We start from the raw sequence: 21105 nt of genomic DNA, 5'->3' as shown, positions 1-21105 counted from the left end.
AGTTTAAATAATAAAATTATTTTTTATGCTTACCTCTCTGTCGTTGTTCTTTTATAGGTATAGCATTGTTAGGAACAATAATCTCAATTTTCATATCAACCCCTCCAATAAAAAAATTATCATTATGTTCAGAGCCTAAAGAAATAGATGATGACATGCTTCGTTCCCTATTTATAGATTTTTTCAGTTTTTCTTTGTAAATATCTTTAAAAGTATCCCAAGAGGTTATAAATTTTACTTTGGTGAACGGATTAATGATTGGTTTGTCAACGGTTCGTATCTTCAAAGTCTTTGCTTCCATTTTTATGTTACCATCGATAGTGCTAACCTCAAGCATTACACCCGGTAGACCATGAAATTTCCAAGGTGCCGCTTTAAATGGTATTTGAGTGGTAAAATATGCTGTATAATCTCTACCTCTATAAGTAGTAATCGCTTCTTGACAGACATAATTAAGAATCTTTTTTTTATTGCTAGTTAACTTCCAATTAAATTGATCTAATGTTTCTTTTACATAAACTTTAGCTCTCTGCCCTGGTACATATTCACTGTATTGCATTGAATTAGTACTAATATTCTTATAGATATACCTATAGCTCGTTTTTGGCACTGGTTCGCTAGTTTGACGAGTCTCACTATTATAAAGACCTACCATAATGGTTCTTATGATAGTACTTGCGGATTCTTTCTTCGTAGCTTTTAATTGAATTTGTTTGTTTTCAACCATTTTATCCTTAAAATAGAAGTCATATTCAATATACAACTCTTTTGTTTGACAAAATAAATAATTAGAAAAGATTGTGGTTAGTAGTAAAATAACTAATTTGAATTTCATTTTTTAAGTTTTTGCAAAAAAATAGGCACAGGTGTAAAATTACACCCGCACCAATAACATTAAAAGTCGCAAGGACCATTAGCAGGATCACATCCATCGCCACTACCGCCATTGCAAACACCAGTATCCATACACCCTGATTGCCATCCATACCATGAGCAGCAGCCTAACATGGTCGCATACATATAAGAAATACCTGAATATTCAATATTGACACAACCAGGTGCGTTATAACCGTCACCATATTCAGGGTCAAAAGAAAGACGAATTTCTTTTCTTTCGTTAATAAGAGGCATATTATTCATTACTTTATACAATCTATCACTCTCAATTTCAACGAGATTATGGAATACTTTTTTATTCCAAATGGCCTTTTGTGTCTCTAGATTATCTTTAGTCTTCATTCTTCACTTCATTTATTGTGCCAGAAACCACGCCATAAATTGGTGATATGCCAATGCAAAGCATAATTAACAACAGTTTCAAAATTTTATATTTTTTCATTGTTTGAAATTTAAAAATTAATTGCAAGCTCTTTTTGAAACCGTAAAATCTATGCAAAGTCAAGTAGAGGCATTTTACTCAAAAAGGCTTATTTTTGCACTCCTCTGTTTGTGGTTTGTCAGTTTAATTCATTGGCATTAAGGTTTTAGTTAAACATGCTTCATATGTCTTGTTGAACTTCCGCTGTAAGCAGAGGTTCTTTTTTATTAATAACTCTATGTGATAATAACAAATATAACGCGCCCTTTTTAGAAAAAAAACAGGAAAAACCCTATTTCATATTAGGGTTTTTCCTGTTTAGAAATAGTATTTTTCCTCTTGAAACTAATCACAATATTTTGTATATCACAGAGATTTGTATATTGCTTTGAAACAAAACCGATTGCTTTTGCTTCTGCAATGGCATGCAGATACTGAAGATGATCCACTGCTAGGTGGCTCAGTAATTAAAATCTTTGTAAAAAATATTCGACCTGTTTTTGAAGAGTTTGTTGCCCGAGGTGCTGTCTCAAAAGATAAATTACGGATGAACACCGCTTGGGGCACACATGAATTTGGATTTTATGATCTCAACAAAAACGCCATTTTTATAGTTCAAGACGCCTAGACTCCAAAAGCTGTCACAATCAATTTCCTAGAACCACCATGGTCTCTATGTTCACAAAGGTAAATGCCTTGCCAAATACCCAGATTTAAGCTACCTTCTGTAATCGGTATTTGTACTGAAGCTCCCATTAAGGATGCTTTTAAATGTGCGGGCATATCATCTGAACCCTCAAAAGTATGTTTATAATAAGATGCATTTTCAGGAACCATTACGTTTAAATGACTTTCGAAATCCTGTCGAACAGTAGGATCAGCATTTTCATTGATGGTCAAACCAGCAGATGTATGTTTTATAAAAACCTGTAACATGCCTTGATTAATTTGACTTAACTCTGGAAGTTGTTCAATCACCAAATTAGTAATCAAATGGTAACCTCTTTTAAATGCCGGTAGTTTAAATTCTTTTTGGAACATTTTCACGAGCTAAAATTACTACTTTTTGTTTGTCAAAATAAAAAGTCGAACTTCGTTTAAGCTTAACTGAAGTATTATAGGTTTTTAATAGTGAATAAGAAAAAACAATACATTCATGAATTCACTGAACATTTCTTTAGGAATGAGTATGGAAAATTAGTATCAGTTATAACGCGTTACCTGGGCGCGGCCAATGTAGAAACAGCAGAGGATATTGTTCAAGATACGCTATTAAAAGCAGCCGACAATTGGCAAATAAAAGGAGTGCCAGAAAACCCAAAAGCTTGGTTGTATACCACAGCCAAGAATCATACAATTAACATTTTAAAACGCAAAAACCTACAGCGCAGTTTTTTTGAAAATTCACTTAATATTCAACAAACTGCTGATGAACTTGAAAAATTAGAGATTTCTGACGACATTATTACAGACGAGCAATTAAAAATGATGTTTGTATGTTGTCATCCAACAATATCAGAAAACTCACAAATTTCTCTAATATTAAAAATACTCTGTGGATTTAGCATTCAAGAAATAGCCAATGCTTTTTTTTCAAATTCAGACACCATTAACAAACGATTAGTTAGAGGGCGAAAGCAATTAAGAGAAAATGAAATTTCTTTTAGCATCCCAAATGATTTCAATAAAAATTTACCCATTGTTCTTAGAGTCATCTACATTTTATTTAATGAAGGTTACAGTCCATCACAAAAAAATCAATTGATCCATTATGATCTATGCCTTGAAGCCATACGTTTGTCAAAAATTCTAATTTCAAATAAAAATATAAAAGAAAAATCTGAGTGTTATGCTTTAGCAGCTTTAATGCATTTAAATGCTGCCCGTTTTGAAGCTCGTTTCAACCATGACAACGCTTTTATTGAAATGAAGAATCAAGATCGCAAAAAGTGGAACAAAACACTCATAACTAAAGGAGTTCATTACCTGAACAAAAGTACATCAACCAATACACTCTCTTCATATCAAATATTAGCCACCATTTCTGCGCATCATTGTGTTGCCCGTAACCTCGAAGAAACTGATTGGAATGCCATCTTAAACTTATATGATCATCTACTACTTATAGAAGACTCACCAATAACGCGTTTAAATAGAAGTGTTGCCTTAGCGCAAGTACATGGCAATCAAGAAGCAATTAAAGCTTTGTTAACATTAAGTACTAAATCAGATATTGACAATCATTACCTTTTTCACTCAACTTTGGCAGCTTTATATACTGAAGAATCTAAAATAAAAGAAGCCACAGATAGTCTTAATAAAGCAATCTCTCTATCAAAAAACCAAAGAGATATTAATGCTTTGCAAAAAAAGTTAACCATGCTTGTCCCCATTTCCTGATTTCAATTGTTGTAAGGGTATAAACAATTAAAATTTATAATTATGAAAGAATTTATGTTATTTATTAGAAGTGAAGAAAGCCCAAAGGCCGATTTATCCCCAGCGCAATTACAGGCTCATATTGAAAAGGTAGGTAGTTTTATTAAAAAGTTAGCTCAAGAAGGTAAAATGAAATCTGCTCAGCCATTAGAAATGGAAGGCACAATGCTTTCATATAGAAATGGTAAAATTATAGATGGTCCTTACAATGAAACTAAAGAAGTTATATCTGGATATTATCACTTGTTGGCAAGAAACTTAGATGAAGCAATAGAAATTGCAAAGGGAGATCCCAGATTTGAGGAGGGTATTTGGCGTATTGAAGTACGTCCTATAAAAACTGTAGAAGGTATCAACTAAAAAATAAAATCCAAAGTCCTGACTTTGGGTTTTTTATAAATTCTCTAAATACTTTTTTAATTTAACACTAATAGAATGATCCCAAGTAGATGAGCAAAAATCGTAACAAATAAAAGTTGGAATTAAACCTTGGTACAGCAGGGTAACTTTTGTTTTGTGAACATTTATAGGTTCTATTACCCACTTTAAACTAATTCCCACCCATTCCTTTTGCACTCCTTCTAAGCCTTCAATAATCTGATTTGCATCTACAAATTCCCAGATTAGCTCTTCGCGAGGTTTATAACTAGTGACTTTAAACATATACTAGGGTTCACCCCACGAGACTATAAAAATAGCTCCTTCTCGTTCTACAATGGCATCCATGCGTCCCCACCATTCTCCTAATTCTTTTGTTAAAGCTTTAAAAATTAACTCGCTCGTAGACTTAATACTCACAGACTTTTGTAGCTCTTATCATTCATTTATAATCTTAATCAACAGTTAAAATACTAATGAATCAAATTTCGATAAAATCAGGTAACTTAGTAACAATCTGAAATGAACTAAAAAATAGTATTTAAAGTACCTTCTATGAAATCAATATGGCAGCGAATAAGCATTGCACTAGCAAAGCGAAAATTCAAAAAAGAAAGAGATATCACTACAAACAGAAAATTAGCAAAGGAAGCTAAACTGTTACGCGTAAGCATTTGGCATAAAACACATGATATCTTTTTTATTGTACTCAGTATTTTTTCGGCCGGCTTTGGGTTGAAAGGATTTCTGCTACCCAATAATTTTATAGATGGTGGTGCTATGGGTATCTCCTTATTGATTTCAGAAACTACTACTCTTTCACTTTCATTATTGGTAGTAGCGGTCAATTTACCATTTATCATTTTAGGATATTTTAATATAGGTCGACGTTTCGCCATCAAGAGTATTCTAGCCATTTTAGGGCTGGCTCTCATTTTATATCTAGTACCTTACCCTATCATCACTTCAGATAAATTATTGATTGCCGTTTTTGGTGGTTTCTTTTTGGGTGCAGGTATTGGTATGGCTATTCGTGGGGGCGCAGTGATTGACGGCACTGAAGTCTTGGCCATTTATTTAAGTAAGAAAACTGGATTGACCATTGGTGATGTTATTCTTATTTTTAATGTGATTATCTTTTTAGTAGGTGCTTATGTCTTATCTATAGAAGTGGCATTGTATGCAATGCTTACCTATTTTGCGGCTTCTAGAACAGTAGATTTCGTGATTGAGGGTGTTGAAGAATACACAGGTATCACCATTATCTCTAAGGAAAGTGAGCAATTACGATTAATGATAACTGAAAACTTAGGGCGTGGTGTAACCATTTACAAAGGAAAAGGGGGGTATGGTAAAAGTGGTGAAGACCGTCGTGATCTTGATATATTGTACACCATCGTTACCCGCTTAGAAATAGCAAGACTACAAACTGAGATTGATAAAATAGACACCAATGCTTTTGTCTTTATGCAGAGTATTAAAGATACCAAAGGAGGTATGATTAAAAAACGTGTCTTTGTAAAATAAGGTGATAACTTGTGAAGCACGGTAATCTTTTTAAAACAACCAATCGGGTTAGTAACAATTACGGACCATTGACTACTAATAAATATAACTAACATCAATATATCGTTATGCAGATTACAAAAAATACTGGTAGGCTACTTGGGTTTCTATTTTTACTAGCGACCATAGCGGGTGCTTGGGGTACTTCTATTAGAGGATTATCTGGCGCTAGAGATAACATCGCAGAATTTTTGAATAGCCTAGTTGAAAATGCAGGACATATGAAGTTGGCCATTGGTTTGGATATGCTGGGAAGTGCTATCTCGGTTTTTATTGCCATTTATCTCTATCCTATCATTAAAAAATACAGCACTCGATTAGCCATTACTTATGTAAGCATAGGTTTGATAAACTTTGGAATAATTACCATTAGCAATGTAATTCATTGGTCATTGTTAACTATTGGAAACGAATATGTAGGTATTGCATCAACTGAGGCACACTATTTTAATACCATAGTGGCTATGCACTATGAAGGATACTATTTTGCACACTTTGTGTTACTCATGTGCTATGCTATTGGTGGCTCTGTATTGTATTACTTCCTATTAAAAACTAATTTAGTACCTAAATGGCTGGCAGTTTGGGGAATTTTAGCTCAAAGTATTGTATTTGCTGGCGGCTTACTTCAATTGTTAGATATACCCGTCTCATTCTACTTATTTTTACAAAACGGTATTTTTATGCTGAGTTTTATATTGCTTTTATTCATTATGGGCTTTAAAACAGAAAAATATAACACTATAGTACAATAAAAAAGCCAAAATTTTCATTTTGGCTTTTTTAAAATTTCAATTTCCTACAGTTCTACAAATGTATCACCTCATCATAAGCATCAGCCACAGCTTCCATAACCGCTTCACTCATGGTGGGGTGTGGGTGTACCGCTTTTAACACTTCATGCCCGGTAGTTTCCAGTTTTCTACCCAATACGGCTTCGGCAATCATATCGGTCACTCCGGCACCAATCATATGGCAGCCCAACCATTCACCATATTTGGCATCAAAAATCACTTTTACAAAGCCCTCTTTATTACCACCAGCACTTGCCTTACCAGATGCTGAAAATGGGAACTTACCTACTTTAATATCGTAACCTTCATCTTTAGCTTGCTTTTCTGTGAGTCCCACTGAAGCAATCTCAGGAGTACAATAGGTACACCCAGGTATATTACCATAGTCTAAAGCTTCTACATGCATACCTTTGATCTTTTCAACGCATAAAATACCTTCGGCAGAAGCAACATGCGCCAAAGCTTGACCAGGAGTGACATCTCCAATAGCATAATAGCCGGGTATATTAGTTTGGTAATAATCATTCACCAAGATCTTGTCTCTGTCAACTACAATACCCACATCTTCTAAACCAATATTTTCAATATTAGTTTTTATTCCTACAGCAGATAATACCACATCAGCTTCTAAAACTTCTTCTCCTTTTTTAGTCTTTACAGTAGCCTTAACACCCTTACCCGAAGTATCAACAGATGTTACCTCAGCTGATGTCATAATCTTAATTCCGTTCTTTTTAAAACTACGTTCTAGTTGCTTAGATACTTCATCATCTTCAACAGGTACCACACTTGGCATAAACTCAACAATGGTAACTTCCGTACCCATAGAATTATAGAAATAAGCAAACTCAACACCAATAGCCCCTGAGCCTACCACGATCATCTTCTTCGGTTGTTTTGGTAGTGACATAGCCTCTCTGTAGCCAATTACTTTTTCACCATCCTGAGGTAAACTAGGTAATTCACGAGAACGTGCTCCTGTAGCAATGATAATATGATCTGCACTATACTCTTTACCATCTACATCAATTTTTTTACCTGGTTTTAACTTACCATAACCTTCAATGACATCTATTTTATTTTTCTTCATTAAGAATTGTACACCTTTGCTCATACCATCAGCAACACCTCGGCTACGTTTTACAACGGCATCAAAATCATGAGTAGCATCTTTTACAGACAATCCGTAATCTTCAGCATGTTTTAAATACTCGAATACCTGTGCTGATTTTAATAATGCTTTTGTAGGAATACACCCCCAATTTAAACAAACACCACCTAAACTTTCTTTTTCTACTATAGTGGTTTTAAAACCTAATTGAGCAGCTCTAATGGCAGCTACATAACCTCCAGGACCGCTTCCTAAGACAATAATATCGTATTTCATTAGTTAGTTTTTTTATAAATATGCCCTGATAATCACCAGGGGTTGAATCATTTTAAGAAGCACAAATTTAGGGAAATTTTGTGGGTTTTTGCCCCTGTTTTTCCTTTGTTGAATTACACCCCTGAAAGCTTCGCTTTCTGTCATCTCTAGGGGACATTCACCCATTTCAATCTTTAGTATTGTCCCCTTGAGGGGACTTTAGGGGTGTTTAATCTAATCAAACTTTATAGCCCTTACTGGGCTAATTTTACTAACAATATAAGACGGAATCAACAACATTAATAAGCACAAAACAAGTGTGCCAACATTAAGCAGCAAGATATATGTGAAGTCCAAATAAACCGGGGCTTGATTTACATAATACGTTTCAGGATTTAACTTAATAAGACCAAAATATTTTTGTGTTAAAAGAATCCCTATTCCAATGAGATTACCCCAAAACATGCCTACAGCAATAAGATAGGCAGCATTGTACAAAAAGATCTTTCTAATACTCCAATTGGCATTACCCAATGCCTTTAGAATACCTATCATTTGCGTGCGTTCCAAAATGAGTACTAACAACGCTGTGATCATATTAATACCCGATATTAAAATCATAATACCAATAATAACATAAGTATTAACATCAAATAAATCCATCCACTCAAAAATTGCTGCATTCTTTTCGCCTATGGTTTGTGCATTTAATGTGGGTGGAATATTGGCATAAATGGCATCTCCCTTTTCTTTTAGCTGATCAAAATCATCAAGCAATACTTCAAAACCTCCTACTTGATCTTGCTCCCATTTATTTAAGCGTTGCACATGTTTTAGATCACCAATCACATAACTTTCATCAAACTGCTGAAAACCTGAACTATAAATACCTGCTACTTTGAACTTTCTAACATTTGGCGCCTTATTAGGGTCTTGTTTTACAAAAAAGGTATTAAAGGTATCACCTACTTTTAAGTCTAAACGATCAGAAGTAGTTTTAGAGATCAAAACTTCATTAGAAAACGCATCATTAAGAGCTGGCAACTTTCCTTCAATCAGGTAATCTTCAAAAAAGGACCAATCATAATCTATTGAAACTCCTTTAAAAATGACACCCTCAAAGTCAGTTTCTGTTCTGATAATACCTCCTTTAGTAGCATAGACTTGCACATTTTTAACATCTTCTACTGAATTGAAATTTGGATAAAAATCTTGTTTTGTTGAAATAGGATTGATCGTCACTAAAGAGTTATTATCTTCATAATTAGTGATTTGTACGTGCCCACTAAAACCCGAAATTTTTTCCTTTATTTTTTGCTGCAAACCCAGGCTTGTAGCAATAGCAATCATCATGATAATGATACCCAAGGCAATGGCCGTAATCGCTATTTTTATTATTGGTGACGAAACACTACTTTTATACTGTTTAGATCCAATAATTCGTTTGGCTATAAATAACTCGTAATTCAATGCAGATGATAAAAATGTCGCTCAAAAGTACATATTTCTTTTTGGTTTTAATTTCCCTTTCGGGGATGATTTCATGCAAGTCTCAAACATCAAAAAGTACTTCAAAACCAGAGATAAACACTCCTCAAACCAAACAAGTAATTGTTGGTGCCAATGATTTAGACACCTACCTACCCCTTATACTTAGAAAAAAAATTGCTGTCGTTGCCAATCAGACTTCGGTTATTTTTAAAGATGAGATTGCCACGGCTTCAAAAGTGAAACCTCGCAATGACTTAGCTTATGTACATTTAATAGATAGTTTGTGGTCTTTAGAAGTTGATATAAAAAAAGTATTTGCCCCCGAGCATGGCTTTCGCGGAAAAGCTGATGCCGGCGAACATGTTGAAGACGGAAAGGATGCTCAAACTGGCTTGCCGATTATTTCTTTGCATGGCAAAAACAGAAAACCCTCACAAGAGCACTTAAAGGGATTAGATCTGATTGTTTTTGATATTCAAGATGTAGGAGTTCGCTTCTATACCTATATCGCCACTTTGCAATATGTAATGGAAGCTTGCGCAGAAGCAGGTATTCCTGTTATGGTATTAGACAGGCCAAACCCTAATAGACATTATGTTGATGGTCCCACATTAGAGCTTAAGCACAAAAGTTTTTTAGGCCTAAACGCTATTCCATTGGTATATGGTATGACTATAGGAGAGTATGCTACGATGATTAATGAGGAAGGCTGGCTAGCAAATGGTTTGAAATGCGATTTAACTGTGATTCCCTTAAAACATTATATGCATCAAACCGAATATAGCTTGCCTATCAGGCCTTCGCCAAATTTACCCAGTGACAAAGCTATCAATTTATACCCAAGTTTAGGGCTTTTTGAAGGTACTACCATCAATGCAGGGCGTGGTACAGAAATGCAATTTCAAATCTATGGAGCACCTTTCTTTCATAAAACAGATTTTAGTTATACCCCAGAACCTAATTTTGGATCAAAATATCCCAAACATAAAGGGGAACTATGTAATGGAGTTGATCTAAGAAATGAAAATAGATTAGGCAAGGTTGATTTAAAATGGTTAATTGATGCTTATAACAAGACGCCAAAAACAGAAAAATTCTTTGGTCCTACATTTACCATTCATGCCGGAAATACAAAATTGCAACAGCAAATAGAGCAAGGTTTATCGGCAGAAGAAATTAGTGGAACCTGGCAAGAGGATATCGAAAAATTTAAGAAAATAAGAGCAAAGTACTTGATCTACGATTAGTTATCGATTGTGAAATCAGTATACCAATAACTCACCTCATCGTCAATAGCATCTGCTATATAATCAATAAAGATTGACTCCGGATAGCCATACTGATCATTATATTTTATTTCTAAAGATGCTATATCTTGCTGCATTAACTCCTCGATAAAATCAAACGCCTCCTCTACAGACTTTCGACTATTGAACACATCTTCGTAGGTTTGTCCTGCTGATAGTTGGCTTTCACCAAATTCAACTTTATCCTTTACTCCATTCACCACAAAAACATCTACTTCCAAAATACCCGCACAAAAGCAACCTACATTTTCTGTCCAATGATAATCTGCAATATTAGAAGATTCCCATAATGAACGATTTTTATTCAACTCATCAATTGGACCATTATCATCCGAACCACATGAAGTAAAGATGAGTATGGATATAAAAAGAAATAAAATATTTTTCATACTTATGTTTGGTGATAAGATGAGTGCAAAATGGTTTGGTTGCTTAGTTTATAAAGGTAATTTCTTTTTCAAATCTTCTACTATATTAAATACTGCTGGGCAAACCTCAGTATTCTTTAGTGTCAAATTCGTTAATTGAATAAACTTCCTTCTATTGGTATGAGGGTATTCTGCGCACGCCTTAGGCCGGACATCATAGATAAAGCACGTATTATCTGATTCATCTAAAAAAGTACATGGAGCGTTTTTCAACACCATAAAATCATCTTCATCGCGTTGTAAATATTGTTCCACAAACTGATGCTCTTTCATTCGAAAGTGTTTTGAAATGCGTGCAATATCCTTATTCGTAAAAATAGGGCTGGTGGTTTTACAACAATTCGCGCAGGTCAGGCAGTCGGTCTGTTTAAATTCCTCATCATGCAATTCTTGCATGAGTACATCTAAACGCTTAGGGTTCTTTTTCTTGAGTTTAGCGAAGTATTTTTTGTTTTCAGTATACTTTTCCTTGGCCTTTTTTGGTAAGTTTTCAAGTAGTTCATTTTCCTCCATTAGGTAAAAAAAAAGTAAGTCCTGCTAATAAACCCTGTCTCCCGCGACTTGCGGGTTAATCAAACCAGAGTGTTAAATATTTGATCTTGGCCATATCGGGAATCTGTTCTAATTGAATTTTGGCAATACCAAATTCATTAATGCCCAATTCCTTTTTATCAATGGCAACGGTAGCATCTAGTTCATCAATAAATAATACTGCCGTAGTAAATGTGGATTCAACTTTGTTCACCGTATAATTATCAATAATCTCACTAAATGTAGAATTGAGATTTAAACCTTTTATAGTTTTAAACCTACTATCATAAATCTGAATACTTTCAATAGTAGAAGTAGAGTCATGCTGCTCTTTAGGAATCAATGTAAGCATATGCTTACCTCCTTTTGCATAGACCTTGTATTCATCATACTCTGCATTGGCAAAATCGCCTTCTCCTAGGTTCGTTACCAATGAATCTTTGGCGAATATCTCTTTAAGCTCAAGCACTTGTGTTTTATCGGTAAGTTTTCCTATCTGGTTTTTAGCCAAAGTAAAATTATCTTCTTTTTTACATTGTATAAAAAGTAAGATACAAGCTAGTACTATTCCTATTTTCTTCATTTCTTATTTTATTACTTTTTTCAAAACACCCAAAACACCTCTAATAAATGTAGCACTGGTTACAACTTTTAATATCGGGTTCATACGCGTACTTCTTCTAGAACCTGTTGATCTTCTTTTACTCTCTTTTGCCTTTTCAGCTGCTTTACGCTCTTTCTCTTCTTCTTTAGCTATTTCTTCAATCTTACCATTCAACATTTCATAAGCACTCTCACGATCAATTTCTTCATTATAGCGTTTAGCAATTTTTGACTTCCCTATTTGTTCAACCAATTCATTTGAAGTAAGCACATCCATTCTACTCATTGGTGCACGTAGCATTGTCCTTGCCAAGGGTGTTGGTATACCTTTTTCATTCAGCGCAGAAACCAAGGCTTCTCCTATACCTAAACTGGTTAGCACTTCTTTGGTGTCATAATATTTTGAATCAGGATAATTTTCGGCTGTTAGCTTAATAGCTTTTCTATCCTTTGCTGTAAAAGCCCTTAGAGCGTGCTGAATTTTTAGCCCTAATTGAGCCAATACATCACCAGGAATATCTTTAGGGTTCTGTGTGACGAAATACACACCAACACCTTTAGATCTAATTAACTTTACAATACTTTCTATCTGATCTAACAAAGCCTTGGAAGCTTCTTCAAAAACTAAATGTGCCTCATCAATAAACAATATTAATTCCGGTCTTCCGGAATCGCCTTGTTCAGGAAATGTACTATAGATTTCTGCTAGCAATTGTAGCATAAATGTTGAAAATAGCTTAGGCTTATCCTGAATATCCGTTAAACGGAGTACAGATATCATTCCTCTTCCATTCTCATCAATACGTGTGAGATCTTGTACATCAAAAGAACGCTCACCAAAGAAAAGATCACCTCCTTGTTGTTCTAACTCCACTACTTTACGAAGAATTGCACCAGTGGACGCTGTGGAAATACGCCCATATTCGGTCTGTAATTCTTCTTTACCTTCGGCCGTTGCAAACTGAATCACTTTCTTAAAATCTTTAAGGTCTAAAAGTGGTAGTTTTTTATCATCACAATATTTAAACAGTATTGCTACAATACCACTTTGTGTTTCTGTAAGGTCGAGAATCCTTGATAGTAAAACAGGACCGAACTCTGAAACCGTTGCACGTAAACGTGTACCATCTTGCTCAGAAATTGTTAATATTTCTACAGGAAAAGGCTTCGGTTCAAATGGTAATCCAATTTTTTCATGGCGTTCATCAATCTTGGGATGTCCAGGACTTGGTTTTGCCAACCCACTTAAATCACCTTTAACATCCATTAGCAATACCGGAATCCCTTTTTCTGATAAGTTTTCGGCCAATACTTGTAATGTCTTTGTTTTACCTGTTCCCGTTGCTCCAGCAATAAGGCCGTGCCTGTTTAAGGTTTTTAAAGGTACATTTACAAAGGCTTCAGTAACCGTTTCTTCACCTAACATAGCAGCACCCAAAGTGAGAAAATCGCCTTTAGCCTTGTATCCTTCATTTATATAATTAAAGAATTCTTCCTTTTGACTCATCAGAAATTATTGATTTTAATTCAAGTGTTAAAAATAAGATTTAATACGCCAAATCAAAAATTAACCGCTACAATTAAAATACGCCTATTTTGTATCTTCGTTGCAATTAAATCTTAACAAGATGAAGAAATTACCTTTATTATTTGTCATTATATTTTTAATTTCATTTTCCGCTTGCACAAAGCAGCATAAGAATGATGACAATGCACAAGAAGAAGTTCTTGTGACCAAGTCAAAAATTGAGTTTTTAGAATCAAAAATTGAGCGCAGAAAGAGTGCACCATATTCTGACGCTGTTCGAGTAGGTGATTTACTTTTTTTAACTGGCCAAGTAGGATTTAATAATGACTCTTTAAAGATTGCTCAAGGCGGAATAAAAGCTGAAGCAACGCAAGCCTTAGAAAATATTAAAGAGGTCCTTGAAGCAAATGGGTCAGATCTAGAACATGTGGCAAAATGCACTGTAATATTAACAGACAAAAATGATTTTGCTAATTTTAATGAAGTTTTTCGTCAATATTTCCCTAAAAATAAGCCTGCAAGAACTACTTTTGTGGCCGATTTGGTAATTGATGCCAAAATTGAAATTGATGTGATTGCGGCAATAAAATAAATGGATACAAAAACAAAGGGACTTATTGACAAAGGAGAGATGCTTCCATTGATGGAAGAATTCTATACCATTCAAGGTGAAGGATATCATACAGGCACTGCAGCTTATTTTATACGAATAGGTGGTTGTGATGTAGGATGCCATTGGTGTGATGTTAAAGAAAGTTGGAATGCAGATTTACATCCACCGACTGAAGCAGATACAATTGTAGCCAATACTCAAAAATATTCTGACACTGTGGTTATTACTGGTGGGGAACCTTTAATGTGGGACATGACCTATTTGACCAAAAAGCTAAATGAAAAAGGAATTAAAACACATATAGAAACTTCAGGTGCTTATCAATTAACCGGAAGCTGGGATTGGATTTGCCTTTCGCCTAAGAAAACAAAGCTTCCATTAGATGAAATTTATGAGAAAGCTCATGAATTAAAAATGATCATCTATAATAAAAATGATTTTCAATTTGCAGAAGAGCAAGCAGCTGAAGTAAATGATAATTGTGAACTTTTCTTACAACCAGAATGGAGCAATCAGGAAAAAATGACACCTCTTTTGGTAGATTATGTGATGCAACATCCTAAGTGGAAAATATCTTTGCAAACGCATAAATATTTGAATATACCATAGCCTTAGATTGCTTTTACTTTCTGTTTTTTAATATCCACCTCAAATAGAATTTTACTTAAACTACCAAATAAGAATAAAATGAAAAAAGAATACAAAAACTACTATGATTCTTACATCAAATTATTCTCTAATTCAACTAAAGAAGAAATAGATTTTATACGACCGTACATATCAATACATGAGTATAAAAAAAAAGACTTTTTTCTTAAAAGCGGAGAGGTTCAAAAAGAAATGGGATTTATTTGTAAAGGGCTTTTAAGAAGGTATTATATTAATGATAAAGGAAGTAAAATTACAACAGGCTTTGCAAAAGAAAACAGTTATGCTACCGACTATCCTGCCTTTATAAAACAACGGCCATCAAAATATTTTATGAAATGCTTAGAACCTTCTGTTATAATTAAATTACCTTATGAAATTATTCAGGCAAGTTATAATAGATTTAAAAACGGAGAAAAATATGGCCGTCTAACTGCTGAAGAAGTTTTAACCATATTAAATGACAGAGTAGAAGGTTTTTTATTTAATACAGCTGAAGAAAGGTATTTAAACTTTGTTAAGAGCAATCAAGATATTATAAATAGAATTAACCTCTCTCACTTATCTTCATTTTTAGGTATTGAACGCCAATCACTAAGCAGAATACGTAGTAAACTTGCCAAAAAATAATTTTGTCACAAATGTGACATGCACTTAACCTCAAAATATTTCATGTTTGTGGTATCAATACTTTAAATATGTATCTAATTAATACTAAGTTTCAATTTACATTGATAACTCTTTTTCTATTTTTTGGGTTTTCTATTTCATGTCAAACTTCTAAAGAGAACGTATCCATACATAAAAGGATACAAGAACAAACAGAAATTATTTTTGATAGCCTCGTCAAAATAAGAAGAGACTTTCACCAATATCCTGAAATATCTCAACAAGAAAAAAGAACTTCAGAGAAAATAACTAAGTATTTATCATCAATTGGCTTAGAGATAAAAACTAATATTGGTGGTCATGGTGTTGTTGGTATTTTAAAAGGAAATAAATCAGGAAGGAAGATTGCATGGCGATCGGATATTGATGCAATGCCATCAGATATTCCAGATGCGGTAGATTTTAAATCAAAAAATAAAGGTGTTCGGCACATCTGCGGCCATGATGTACATACCACTATTGGGCTTGGAATAGCCAGTGTACTAGCAAGCCAAAAAGAAAATTTAGCTGGAACAGTATATTTTATATTTCAACCATCTGAAGAAAATTTCAGAGGAGCCAAGGCAATGATTGATGATGGATTATTGAATATTATTCATCCTGATGAAATTTACGCTACCCATATTGCTCCTATGCCATCAACAATGATTTCAACTAAACCAGAGTGGATGTTTGCTGAATACCGAATAATAAAGATATCCTACAAAAATTCTAATGATAATGAAGCTATTATTAATGATACTAAAATATATTATCTAGTTTTCAAAATGTTGAACCAGAAAGTAAATTCTGGGATAATAGAAACTTATTAGACCCAAATATTGGCATAGCAAGTCCGAATACAATTTTCAAAAATTATATAACAGTAAATCAAAACTTCTCTGTTGAAGAAACCAACAAGGTATTATCAATGAGTACTTATATTAGTTCAAGTATGATGAAAAAATTGGATACAATTTTACCATTATTGAAAGAAAAACTTGGTGCTTCAAAATTTTCAAAGGATTTAATTAAAGTTGATTACATAGATACTGGGAGAGCAAATATCTTTAATAATAAAAATTTAACGAATAAGGCAGTAAAAAACATATCTGATATTTATGGGAAAGAAAATACTGTTCTTTTATATGGTGAAATGCCTGATGGTCGCGGTGATGATTTTGCTTTTTTTCAAAAACATATACCCGGAGTATATTTTTATCTAGGAGGCTCAAATTTTGAAAAAGGTATTATTTCTATGCCGCATGCTCCCAACTTTGCTGTAGATGAAGAATGTATAAAAACCGGTATAAACTACTTCTCATCAATGATAGTTGAAAGGTTAAAAGAATAATAGAATTTAATATTTTTTTAGATTAAAATTTATGAAAACAAAGTTTATATCAAAGCCAAAAGATAATTTCTTAATAAATCAAAAACAATTTTTAACTCTTTTACTCTTATTTCTAATAAATTCAAATTTTTTATTTAGTCAGACCACTTTTAATATTTTATGGAATAAAGAAGAAAATAAGCCTATACCTTATGCAACGATCAAGGATATTAAAAACCACTCTATAAGTAATGAAGATGGAGTATTTGAATTTGAAAAAACTGAGGATAAAATTACTATTCAAAGTGTTGCTTATGAAATATTGAAAATTGATTACGATTTTCTAAAAACGAATGATACCATTTATATGAAACCTTTAATATATGAATTGGATGAAATTGTAATAACTAAAGATGGGCTTTATTCTCAAATGCTAAAAACAGTTTTGACAGATTATGAGTTAGAACCTCACAAAGAAGAATTTTTTTTGAGGGCGGTAATCAGAAAAAATAATGAACTCTATAAGATTATTGACTTTTCTGGAAGAGTAGAGAAAAAATCACTTTTCGACACAGAGTCAAAACCTATGCCAAAGAAAAATTATAAAGTTCAAATAGATAATATTAGAAAAGCTGGTTTTGACGACAAAGATCTTGATATACTAATGTTCAATTTTAATGATTTTTTTACCTATTTGATCAGACTATCTTTTGATCAAGATAAATTCAATATAACATATGAATCTACTACCGATAAGGATTCAAAAAAAATAACTCTTCAACCAAAAGAAAAAGAAAAAACGCATTATAAAGGATATTATATTTTAAATCAAGATAATACTTTTAAAGAAGCAAACATTACCTACATAAATAACAATTTGATTTATAAAAATGTAAAAGATATAAAATACAGGACAACAAAAATGAACTGGAAATCTAACTTTGAGAGAAACAAAAAAACTGGTAAACTACAACTGAATAAAGGAAAAATAGTTGCCAAACTAGAAGTTATTAGAGATGATGCTACAGAAATTTATGACTTCACATATATTTATAATTCCAGTCCATTAAATAAAAATGTCAGTATAAAAAACAACATTAATCTAAAAAAAGATATGTTCAAAATCAAAAGTGACTACAACCCAAGTTACTGGCAAAATCACGATATATTAACTTTAACAAATGAGATGCAAGATTTTATAAACAAAATAAATTCTATGGGTAAAAATTCTGATTTTAAAACAAAAACGAACATGAACTAAATACAGTTGCCAATACGGTATAGGCACATCACTTATTTGGAATATTATTTGATCAAAAGATTAAATAAAAATTTCACAAAAAATATCTTTAATGAAAAGGCTAATATTTGTACTTGCAGCTGTAGTCATGATGAGTTGTTCAAGTTCTAAAATTTTGACTTTAGCAACCCAAGGAACACTATCTAAGGAAAAATATAATGAGGAAATTCCGTTCTATTACATTGGCAAACATCTTTTTGTAGATGTGATTATAAATAAAAAGACCTATACCTTTTTATTTGATACAGGTTGGGATATCACAAGTACCGATAAAAGCCTTTATGAAGAAATTGAATTTTCCCCAGTAAAAAAACACAAAATAAGTGGAAGCTCATTTAAAGAAATAAAATTACAATATGGCATTATACCTTACTTGAAAATTGGTGATTTAAATTTTCAAACTATTGGTGTAGGCATGCAAGATCTCTCTTTTGTACAATCACCTTTTCCTGATGGAAGAAAAATTTATGGCGTTATTGGTGCAAATGTTTTGAGAAAGTCTCATTGGCAAATAGATTATCAAAAACAAATCATTAAGTTTTCTAATGAAATTAAAAACTTTAAATCTATTAAGAATGCTTATCAAATTTCTATGATACCCAAAGGTTCTGGTAATTGGGGTTTAAATAGAATTGAATTAGCCATAAATGGAGTAACTGACAATTTTGTTTTTGATACTGGTTCTTATGGCAGCTTTACGGCAAATTATCAATTTCTAGAGCGCCTTGAAAATAGTAAAACCCCACTAAAAGAAATAACAGTAAATAATCATTCTCGTAAACGAAAATTCAAATTAAATGAATTAAAAGTCAATACTTTCAAAGTAAAAAACCCTGAATTAATAATCGAAAAAGAAGTTGACTTGTTAATTGGAAACAGTTTTTTAGAAAACTATATAGTAACTATAGACTGGGCTAATAGCAAACTATATTTGCAACCAATTTAAAATTAGTATTCCTTTTTTTAAGGCAAGCAAATTTAAGCTTCTGAAATTTTTGATAAAGCCAAATTATGTACGCGTTCAAATTGCTCTCTTAAGCCCATATCACTATTATCAAATTCAATAGCATCTTTAGCTTTTGTAAGCGGAGAATCTTTTCGGGTAGAATCTATCCTATCTCTATTTTGTACATTTTCCAACACTTCTTCATAACTAACCTTATGGCCTTTATCTAATAATTCCTTATATCTACGTGTTGCTCTTTTTTCAGGAGAAGCTGTCATAAAAAGCTTAAGTTCAGCCTTCGGAAAAACAACAGTCCCTATATCTCTGCCATCCATTACTAAACCTTTATCTTTACCCATTAGTTGCTGTTGTTCAACCAGTTTTTTTCGCACTTCAGAAATCGTAGAGATTTTACTTACCAATTTAGAAACTTCCATGGTTCGTATTTCTCTTTCAACATGCATACCATTCAAATACATTTCAGAGAATTTTAGAGTATCGTTGTACTTAAACTCTAAATGAATGTTTGATAATTCACTGATAAGTTCTTGATTTTTCAGATAATCACTACCAACAAGTTCTTGTTGTATAGCATAGTATGTTACCGCTCTATACATAGCTCCAGTGTCTACATATACGTAATTGAGCTCTTTAGCGAGGTGTTTAGCAATTGTGCTTTTCCCAGTAGATGAAAAACCATCAATAGCAATTATGATCTTCTTATGTTCACTCATGAATTAGTAGCGTTTGAATCCGGTTTTTGCCAAATCTATGTTTAAGGTAAATGTATTCGTATTAGTTTCAGGATGGAATTTACTAAAAGCATAATTAAATTTAAACCTTCCCATCTTTAGTCCAAATCCAGCAGTTAATCCAGCAAAAGTTCTACTTTCGGTTAATCGTAATTCACGCCCTCTTCTAAAATTATACCCCAACCGAAGGTTAAATCCTTTATCAGGAAAAAACTCTGCACCAATTACTACATGGCGAATAGCATTTCCTAAAAAAGTTGCATCATCATTTGAAGTTTCTCCATCAATGCTCGTTTGACTATCTGAGGGGTTTGGCGCAGAAACATCCCATTGTTGTAAGCTATTTATAGTTACATGCCATTGCAACGGAATATTCTCTAGTTTATAAGATGCGCCTAAGGCAATCTCTAAAGGTAAATCTTCTTTTTCTTCATCAAAAGCATCAATTTGATACCCAAAATTTCTGATGACAGCTGAAAACATATAAGGTTTAAACTCATTATAATATGTAAAAGCTACATCAGCTGCAATACCATTGGATGAATAATTTTCAATACTTGAATTAATAAATTTTAAGTTGATGCCTCCATAAAAATCTTTCCAAGGTAACTCACGGGCATAACCTAGTTGAAAAGCTAGGTCGCGTGCCTTAAACCTACCTGTTTCGTTTCCTTGCTCATCAGCTGCTATTAACTCTCCGTAATTTACGTAGGTAACACCCGCATGTATAGCACCTAATCGTCTATTAAATAAATGTGCAAATGACAAGGAACCATAATTTACATCTGTTAAAAAGTCAACATAACTCAAAGAAGCTTGATTATCAATTTCAGGATTAATAAGGGATGGATTCCAAATAGGTTGATTTACGTCATCTATCAATGTCAACGTTTCTCCTCCTAAAGCGGCTTGTCTAGCCGAAGTAGTTACGTTTAAAAAATTAAAGATACTTTCACCGCCAACTTGCGAAAAACCAAGTGCAGAAATCAAAAATACCACTATGAAAAACTTTTCATTCAAACCAAACACAAAGAAAGTAGAAATATAATTTATAACGCAATTATTGTAGTTTAATTTTCTGCATAAAAAAAGCACCTATCTAAAAAAGATAAGTGC

At 33.1% G+C, this 21105-nt stretch carries 26 protein-coding genes; 13 read left to right on the top strand and 13 right to left on the bottom strand.

Annotated elements, in window-relative coordinates; all coding sequences use genetic code 11:
- Window positions 1–16: 16 nt before the first annotated feature.
- Together AC1EU5_RS14405 and AC1EU5_RS14400 are read right to left on the bottom strand one after the other, a co-directional pair.
- Window positions 17–835, bottom strand: coding sequence for a GLPGLI family protein (locus AC1EU5_RS14405; protein WP_480193114.1), 819 nt, complete (start codon window positions 833–835; stop codon window positions 17–19).
- A gap of 59 nt (window positions 836–894) precedes the next feature.
- On the bottom strand, window positions 895–1239 hold the full coding sequence (locus tag AC1EU5_RS14400) for a hypothetical protein (protein ID WP_480193113.1): 345 nt from the start codon (window positions 1237–1239) through the stop codon (window positions 895–897).
- Window positions 1240–1721: 482 nt separating this feature from the next.
- Here AC1EU5_RS14400 and AC1EU5_RS14395 point away from each other — a divergent pair, with 482 nt between their 5' ends.
- Window positions 1722–1946 carry a hypothetical protein gene (locus AC1EU5_RS14395; protein ID WP_480193112.1) on the top strand — a complete coding sequence of 75 codons (225 nt, stop codon included), beginning with the start codon at window positions 1722–1724 and terminating at the stop codon, window positions 1944–1946.
- On the opposite strand, the gene AC1EU5_RS14390 is transcribed toward AC1EU5_RS14395, so the two are convergent.
- Entirely contained in the window at window positions 1943–2365 is a 423-nt protein-coding gene (locus tag AC1EU5_RS14390) for a secondary thiamine-phosphate synthase enzyme YjbQ (RefSeq protein WP_480193111.1), read from the bottom strand. The two genes, AC1EU5_RS14395 and AC1EU5_RS14390, sit on opposite strands and share 4 nt — an antisense overlap.
- 84 nt (window positions 2366–2449) lie before the next feature.
- Here AC1EU5_RS14390 and AC1EU5_RS14385 point away from each other — a divergent pair, with 84 nt between their 5' ends.
- Together AC1EU5_RS14385 and AC1EU5_RS14380 are read left to right on the top strand one after the other, a co-directional pair.
- Entirely contained in the window at window positions 2450–3718 is a 1269-nt protein-coding gene (locus AC1EU5_RS14385; RefSeq protein ID WP_480193110.1) for an RNA polymerase sigma factor, read from the top strand.
- Window positions 3719–3760: 42 nt separating this feature from the next.
- Window positions 3761–4117 carry a YciI family protein gene (locus tag AC1EU5_RS14380; RefSeq protein WP_480193109.1) on the top strand — a complete coding sequence of 119 codons (357 nt, stop codon included), beginning with the start codon at window positions 3761–3763 and terminating at the stop codon, window positions 4115–4117.
- A gap of 33 nt (window positions 4118–4150) precedes the next feature.
- Here AC1EU5_RS14380 and AC1EU5_RS14375 read toward each other — a convergent pair whose 3' ends face one another.
- Window positions 4151–4420, bottom strand: a complete 270-nt coding sequence (locus tag AC1EU5_RS14375) for a hypothetical protein (RefSeq protein WP_480193108.1) — start codon at window positions 4418–4420, stop codon at window positions 4151–4153.
- Between the two features lie 3 nt (window positions 4421–4423).
- Window positions 4424–4555 (bottom strand): hypothetical protein, encoded by a 132-nt coding sequence (locus AC1EU5_RS14370; RefSeq protein WP_480193107.1) that lies wholly within the window; start codon window positions 4553–4555, stop codon window positions 4424–4426.
- Window positions 4556–4690: 135 nt separating this feature from the next.
- Here AC1EU5_RS14370 and AC1EU5_RS14365 point away from each other — a divergent pair, with 135 nt between their 5' ends.
- Window positions 4691–5662, top strand: a complete 972-nt coding sequence (locus AC1EU5_RS14365; RefSeq protein WP_480193106.1) for a YitT family protein — start codon at window positions 4691–4693, stop codon at window positions 5660–5662.
- A gap of 107 nt (window positions 5663–5769) precedes the next feature.
- Complete coding sequence (locus tag AC1EU5_RS14360; protein WP_480193105.1) at window positions 5770–6456, top strand: DUF4386 domain-containing protein; 687 nt, start codon at window positions 5770–5772, stop codon at window positions 6454–6456.
- Window positions 6457–6508: 52 nt separating this feature from the next.
- On the opposite strand, the gene lpdA is transcribed toward AC1EU5_RS14360, so the two are convergent.
- The gene (gene lpdA / locus AC1EU5_RS14355) at window positions 6509–7882 is read right to left on the bottom strand and encodes a dihydrolipoyl dehydrogenase (protein ID WP_480193104.1); all 1374 of its coding nucleotides are present in this window, start codon (window positions 7880–7882) and stop codon (window positions 6509–6511) included.
- A gap of 213 nt (window positions 7883–8095) precedes the next feature.
- On the bottom strand, window positions 8096–9331 hold the full coding sequence (locus tag AC1EU5_RS14350) for an ABC transporter permease (RefSeq protein ID WP_480193103.1): 1236 nt from the start codon (window positions 9329–9331) through the stop codon (window positions 8096–8098).
- Between the two features lie 5 nt (window positions 9332–9336).
- On the opposite strand from AC1EU5_RS14350, the gene AC1EU5_RS14345 reads away from it, so the two are divergent.
- Window positions 9337–10599 carry an exo-beta-N-acetylmuramidase NamZ family protein gene (locus AC1EU5_RS14345; protein WP_480193268.1) on the top strand — a complete coding sequence of 421 codons (1263 nt, stop codon included), beginning with the start codon at window positions 9337–9339 and terminating at the stop codon, window positions 10597–10599.
- Here the strand turns inward: AC1EU5_RS14345 and AC1EU5_RS14340 are convergent.
- From AC1EU5_RS14340 to AC1EU5_RS14325, 4 genes are read right to left on the bottom strand one after another with little or no spacing between them, the layout of a single operon-like run.
- The gene (locus AC1EU5_RS14340; RefSeq protein ID WP_480193102.1) at window positions 10596–11048 is read right to left on the bottom strand and encodes a DUF6174 domain-containing protein; all 453 of its coding nucleotides are present in this window, start codon (window positions 11046–11048) and stop codon (window positions 10596–10598) included. The genes AC1EU5_RS14345 and AC1EU5_RS14340 overlap by 4 nt on opposite strands.
- 48 nt (window positions 11049–11096) lie before the next feature.
- Window positions 11097–11600: a YkgJ family cysteine cluster protein gene (locus tag AC1EU5_RS14335; protein WP_480193101.1), complete on the bottom strand. Its 504-nt coding sequence runs from the start codon at window positions 11598–11600 to the stop codon at window positions 11097–11099.
- A 55-nt stretch (window positions 11601–11655) separates the two neighbouring features.
- Entirely contained in the window at window positions 11656–12201 is a 546-nt protein-coding gene (locus AC1EU5_RS14330) for a hypothetical protein (protein WP_480193100.1), read from the bottom strand.
- A 3-nt stretch (window positions 12202–12204) separates the two neighbouring features.
- Entirely contained in the window at window positions 12205–13728 is a 1524-nt protein-coding gene (locus tag AC1EU5_RS14325) for a helicase HerA-like domain-containing protein (protein ID WP_480193099.1), read from the bottom strand.
- Window positions 13729–13849: 121 nt separating this feature from the next.
- Here AC1EU5_RS14325 and AC1EU5_RS14320 point away from each other — a divergent pair, with 121 nt between their 5' ends.
- The 7 genes from AC1EU5_RS14320 (at window position 13850) to AC1EU5_RS14290 (ending at window position 19237) form a co-directional block, all read left to right on the top strand.
- On the top strand, window positions 13850–14341 hold the full coding sequence (locus AC1EU5_RS14320; protein WP_480193098.1) for a RidA family protein: 492 nt from the start codon (window positions 13850–13852) through the stop codon (window positions 14339–14341).
- Complete coding sequence (locus tag AC1EU5_RS14315) at window positions 14342–14971, top strand: 7-carboxy-7-deazaguanine synthase QueE (protein ID WP_480193097.1); 630 nt, start codon at window positions 14342–14344, stop codon at window positions 14969–14971.
- Window positions 14972–15049: 78 nt separating this feature from the next.
- Window positions 15050–15640 carry a Crp/Fnr family transcriptional regulator gene (locus tag AC1EU5_RS14310; protein ID WP_480193096.1) on the top strand — a complete coding sequence of 197 codons (591 nt, stop codon included), beginning with the start codon at window positions 15050–15052 and terminating at the stop codon, window positions 15638–15640.
- Window positions 15641–15708: 68 nt separating this feature from the next.
- Window positions 15709–16491 (top strand): M20 metallopeptidase family protein, encoded by a 783-nt coding sequence (locus AC1EU5_RS14305; RefSeq protein WP_480193095.1) that lies wholly within the window; start codon window positions 15709–15711, stop codon window positions 16489–16491.
- Window positions 16492–16616: 125 nt separating this feature from the next.
- Window positions 16617–17012 carry a M20/M25/M40 family metallo-hydrolase gene (locus AC1EU5_RS14300; protein ID WP_480193094.1) on the top strand — a complete coding sequence of 132 codons (396 nt, stop codon included), beginning with the start codon at window positions 16617–16619 and terminating at the stop codon, window positions 17010–17012.
- 31 nt (window positions 17013–17043) lie between these two features.
- Complete coding sequence (locus AC1EU5_RS14295) at window positions 17044–18252, top strand: peptidase associated/transthyretin-like domain-containing protein (protein ID WP_480193093.1); 1209 nt, start codon at window positions 17044–17046, stop codon at window positions 18250–18252.
- A 91-nt stretch (window positions 18253–18343) separates the two neighbouring features.
- Window positions 18344–19237 (top strand): aspartyl protease family protein, encoded by an 894-nt coding sequence (locus AC1EU5_RS14290; RefSeq protein ID WP_480193092.1) that lies wholly within the window; start codon window positions 18344–18346, stop codon window positions 19235–19237.
- A gap of 32 nt (window positions 19238–19269) precedes the next feature.
- Here the strand turns inward: AC1EU5_RS14290 and cmk are convergent, their stop codons facing one another.
- On the bottom strand, window positions 19270–19971 hold the full coding sequence (gene cmk / locus AC1EU5_RS14285; protein ID WP_480193091.1) for a (d)CMP kinase: 702 nt from the start codon (window positions 19969–19971) through the stop codon (window positions 19270–19272).
- Window positions 19972–19974: 3 nt separating this feature from the next.
- Window positions 19975–20988: a type IX secretion system protein PorQ gene (gene porQ / locus AC1EU5_RS14280; RefSeq protein WP_480193090.1), complete on the bottom strand. Its 1014-nt coding sequence runs from the start codon at window positions 20986–20988 to the stop codon at window positions 19975–19977.
- Between the last annotated feature and the right edge of the window lie 117 nt (window positions 20989–21105).

This window comes from Maritimimonas sp. 2405UD52-3 (assembly GCF_056591715.1).
This window is presented reverse-complemented; position numbering and strand designations above follow the sequence as displayed.

Coding starts and splice junctions, on each gene's coding strand:
- AC1EU5_RS14405 (WP_480193114.1), bottom strand. CDS start 835: ATGAAATTCAAATTAGTTATTTTACTACTAACCACAATCTTTTCTAAT.
- AC1EU5_RS14400 (WP_480193113.1), bottom strand. CDS start 1,239: ATGAAGACTAAAGATAATCTAGAGACACAAAAGGCCATTTGGAATAAA.
- AC1EU5_RS14380 (WP_480193109.1), top strand. CDS start 3,761: ATGAAAGAATTTATGTTATTTATTAGAAGTGAAGAAAGCCCAAAGGCC.
- AC1EU5_RS14375 (WP_480193108.1), bottom strand. CDS start 4,420: ATGTTTAAAGTCACTAGTTATAAACCTCGCGAAGAGCTAATCTGGGAA.
- AC1EU5_RS14365 (WP_480193106.1), top strand. CDS start 4,691: ATGAAATCAATATGGCAGCGAATAAGCATTGCACTAGCAAAGCGAAAA.
- AC1EU5_RS14360 (WP_480193105.1), top strand. CDS start 5,770: ATGCAGATTACAAAAAATACTGGTAGGCTACTTGGGTTTCTATTTTTA.
- lpdA (WP_480193104.1), bottom strand. CDS start 7,882: ATGAAATACGATATTATTGTCTTAGGAAGCGGTCCTGGAGGTTATGTA.
- AC1EU5_RS14345 (WP_480193268.1), top strand. CDS start 9,337: ATGATAAAAATGTCGCTCAAAAGTACATATTTCTTTTTGGTTTTAATT.
- AC1EU5_RS14340 (WP_480193102.1), bottom strand. CDS start 11,048: ATGAAAAATATTTTATTTCTTTTTATATCCATACTCATCTTTACTTCA.
- AC1EU5_RS14335 (WP_480193101.1), bottom strand. CDS start 11,600: ATGGAGGAAAATGAACTACTTGAAAACTTACCAAAAAAGGCCAAGGAA.
- AC1EU5_RS14330 (WP_480193100.1), bottom strand. CDS start 12,201: ATGAAGAAAATAGGAATAGTACTAGCTTGTATCTTACTTTTTATACAA.
- AC1EU5_RS14325 (WP_480193099.1), bottom strand. CDS start 13,728: ATGAGTCAAAAGGAAGAATTCTTTAATTATATAAATGAAGGATACAAG.
- AC1EU5_RS14320 (WP_480193098.1), top strand. CDS start 13,850: ATGAAGAAATTACCTTTATTATTTGTCATTATATTTTTAATTTCATTT.
- AC1EU5_RS14315 (WP_480193097.1), top strand. CDS start 14,342: ATGGATACAAAAACAAAGGGACTTATTGACAAAGGAGAGATGCTTCCA.
- AC1EU5_RS14310 (WP_480193096.1), top strand. CDS start 15,050: ATGAAAAAAGAATACAAAAACTACTATGATTCTTACATCAAATTATTC.
- AC1EU5_RS14305 (WP_480193095.1), top strand. CDS start 15,709: ATGTATCTAATTAATACTAAGTTTCAATTTACATTGATAACTCTTTTT.
- AC1EU5_RS14300 (WP_480193094.1), top strand. CDS start 16,617: ATGAAAAAATTGGATACAATTTTACCATTATTGAAAGAAAAACTTGGT.
- AC1EU5_RS14295 (WP_480193093.1), top strand. CDS start 17,044: ATGAAAACAAAGTTTATATCAAAGCCAAAAGATAATTTCTTAATAAAT.
- AC1EU5_RS14290 (WP_480193092.1), top strand. CDS start 18,344: ATGAAAAGGCTAATATTTGTACTTGCAGCTGTAGTCATGATGAGTTGT.
- cmk (WP_480193091.1), bottom strand. CDS start 19,971: ATGAGTGAACATAAGAAGATCATAATTGCTATTGATGGTTTTTCATCT.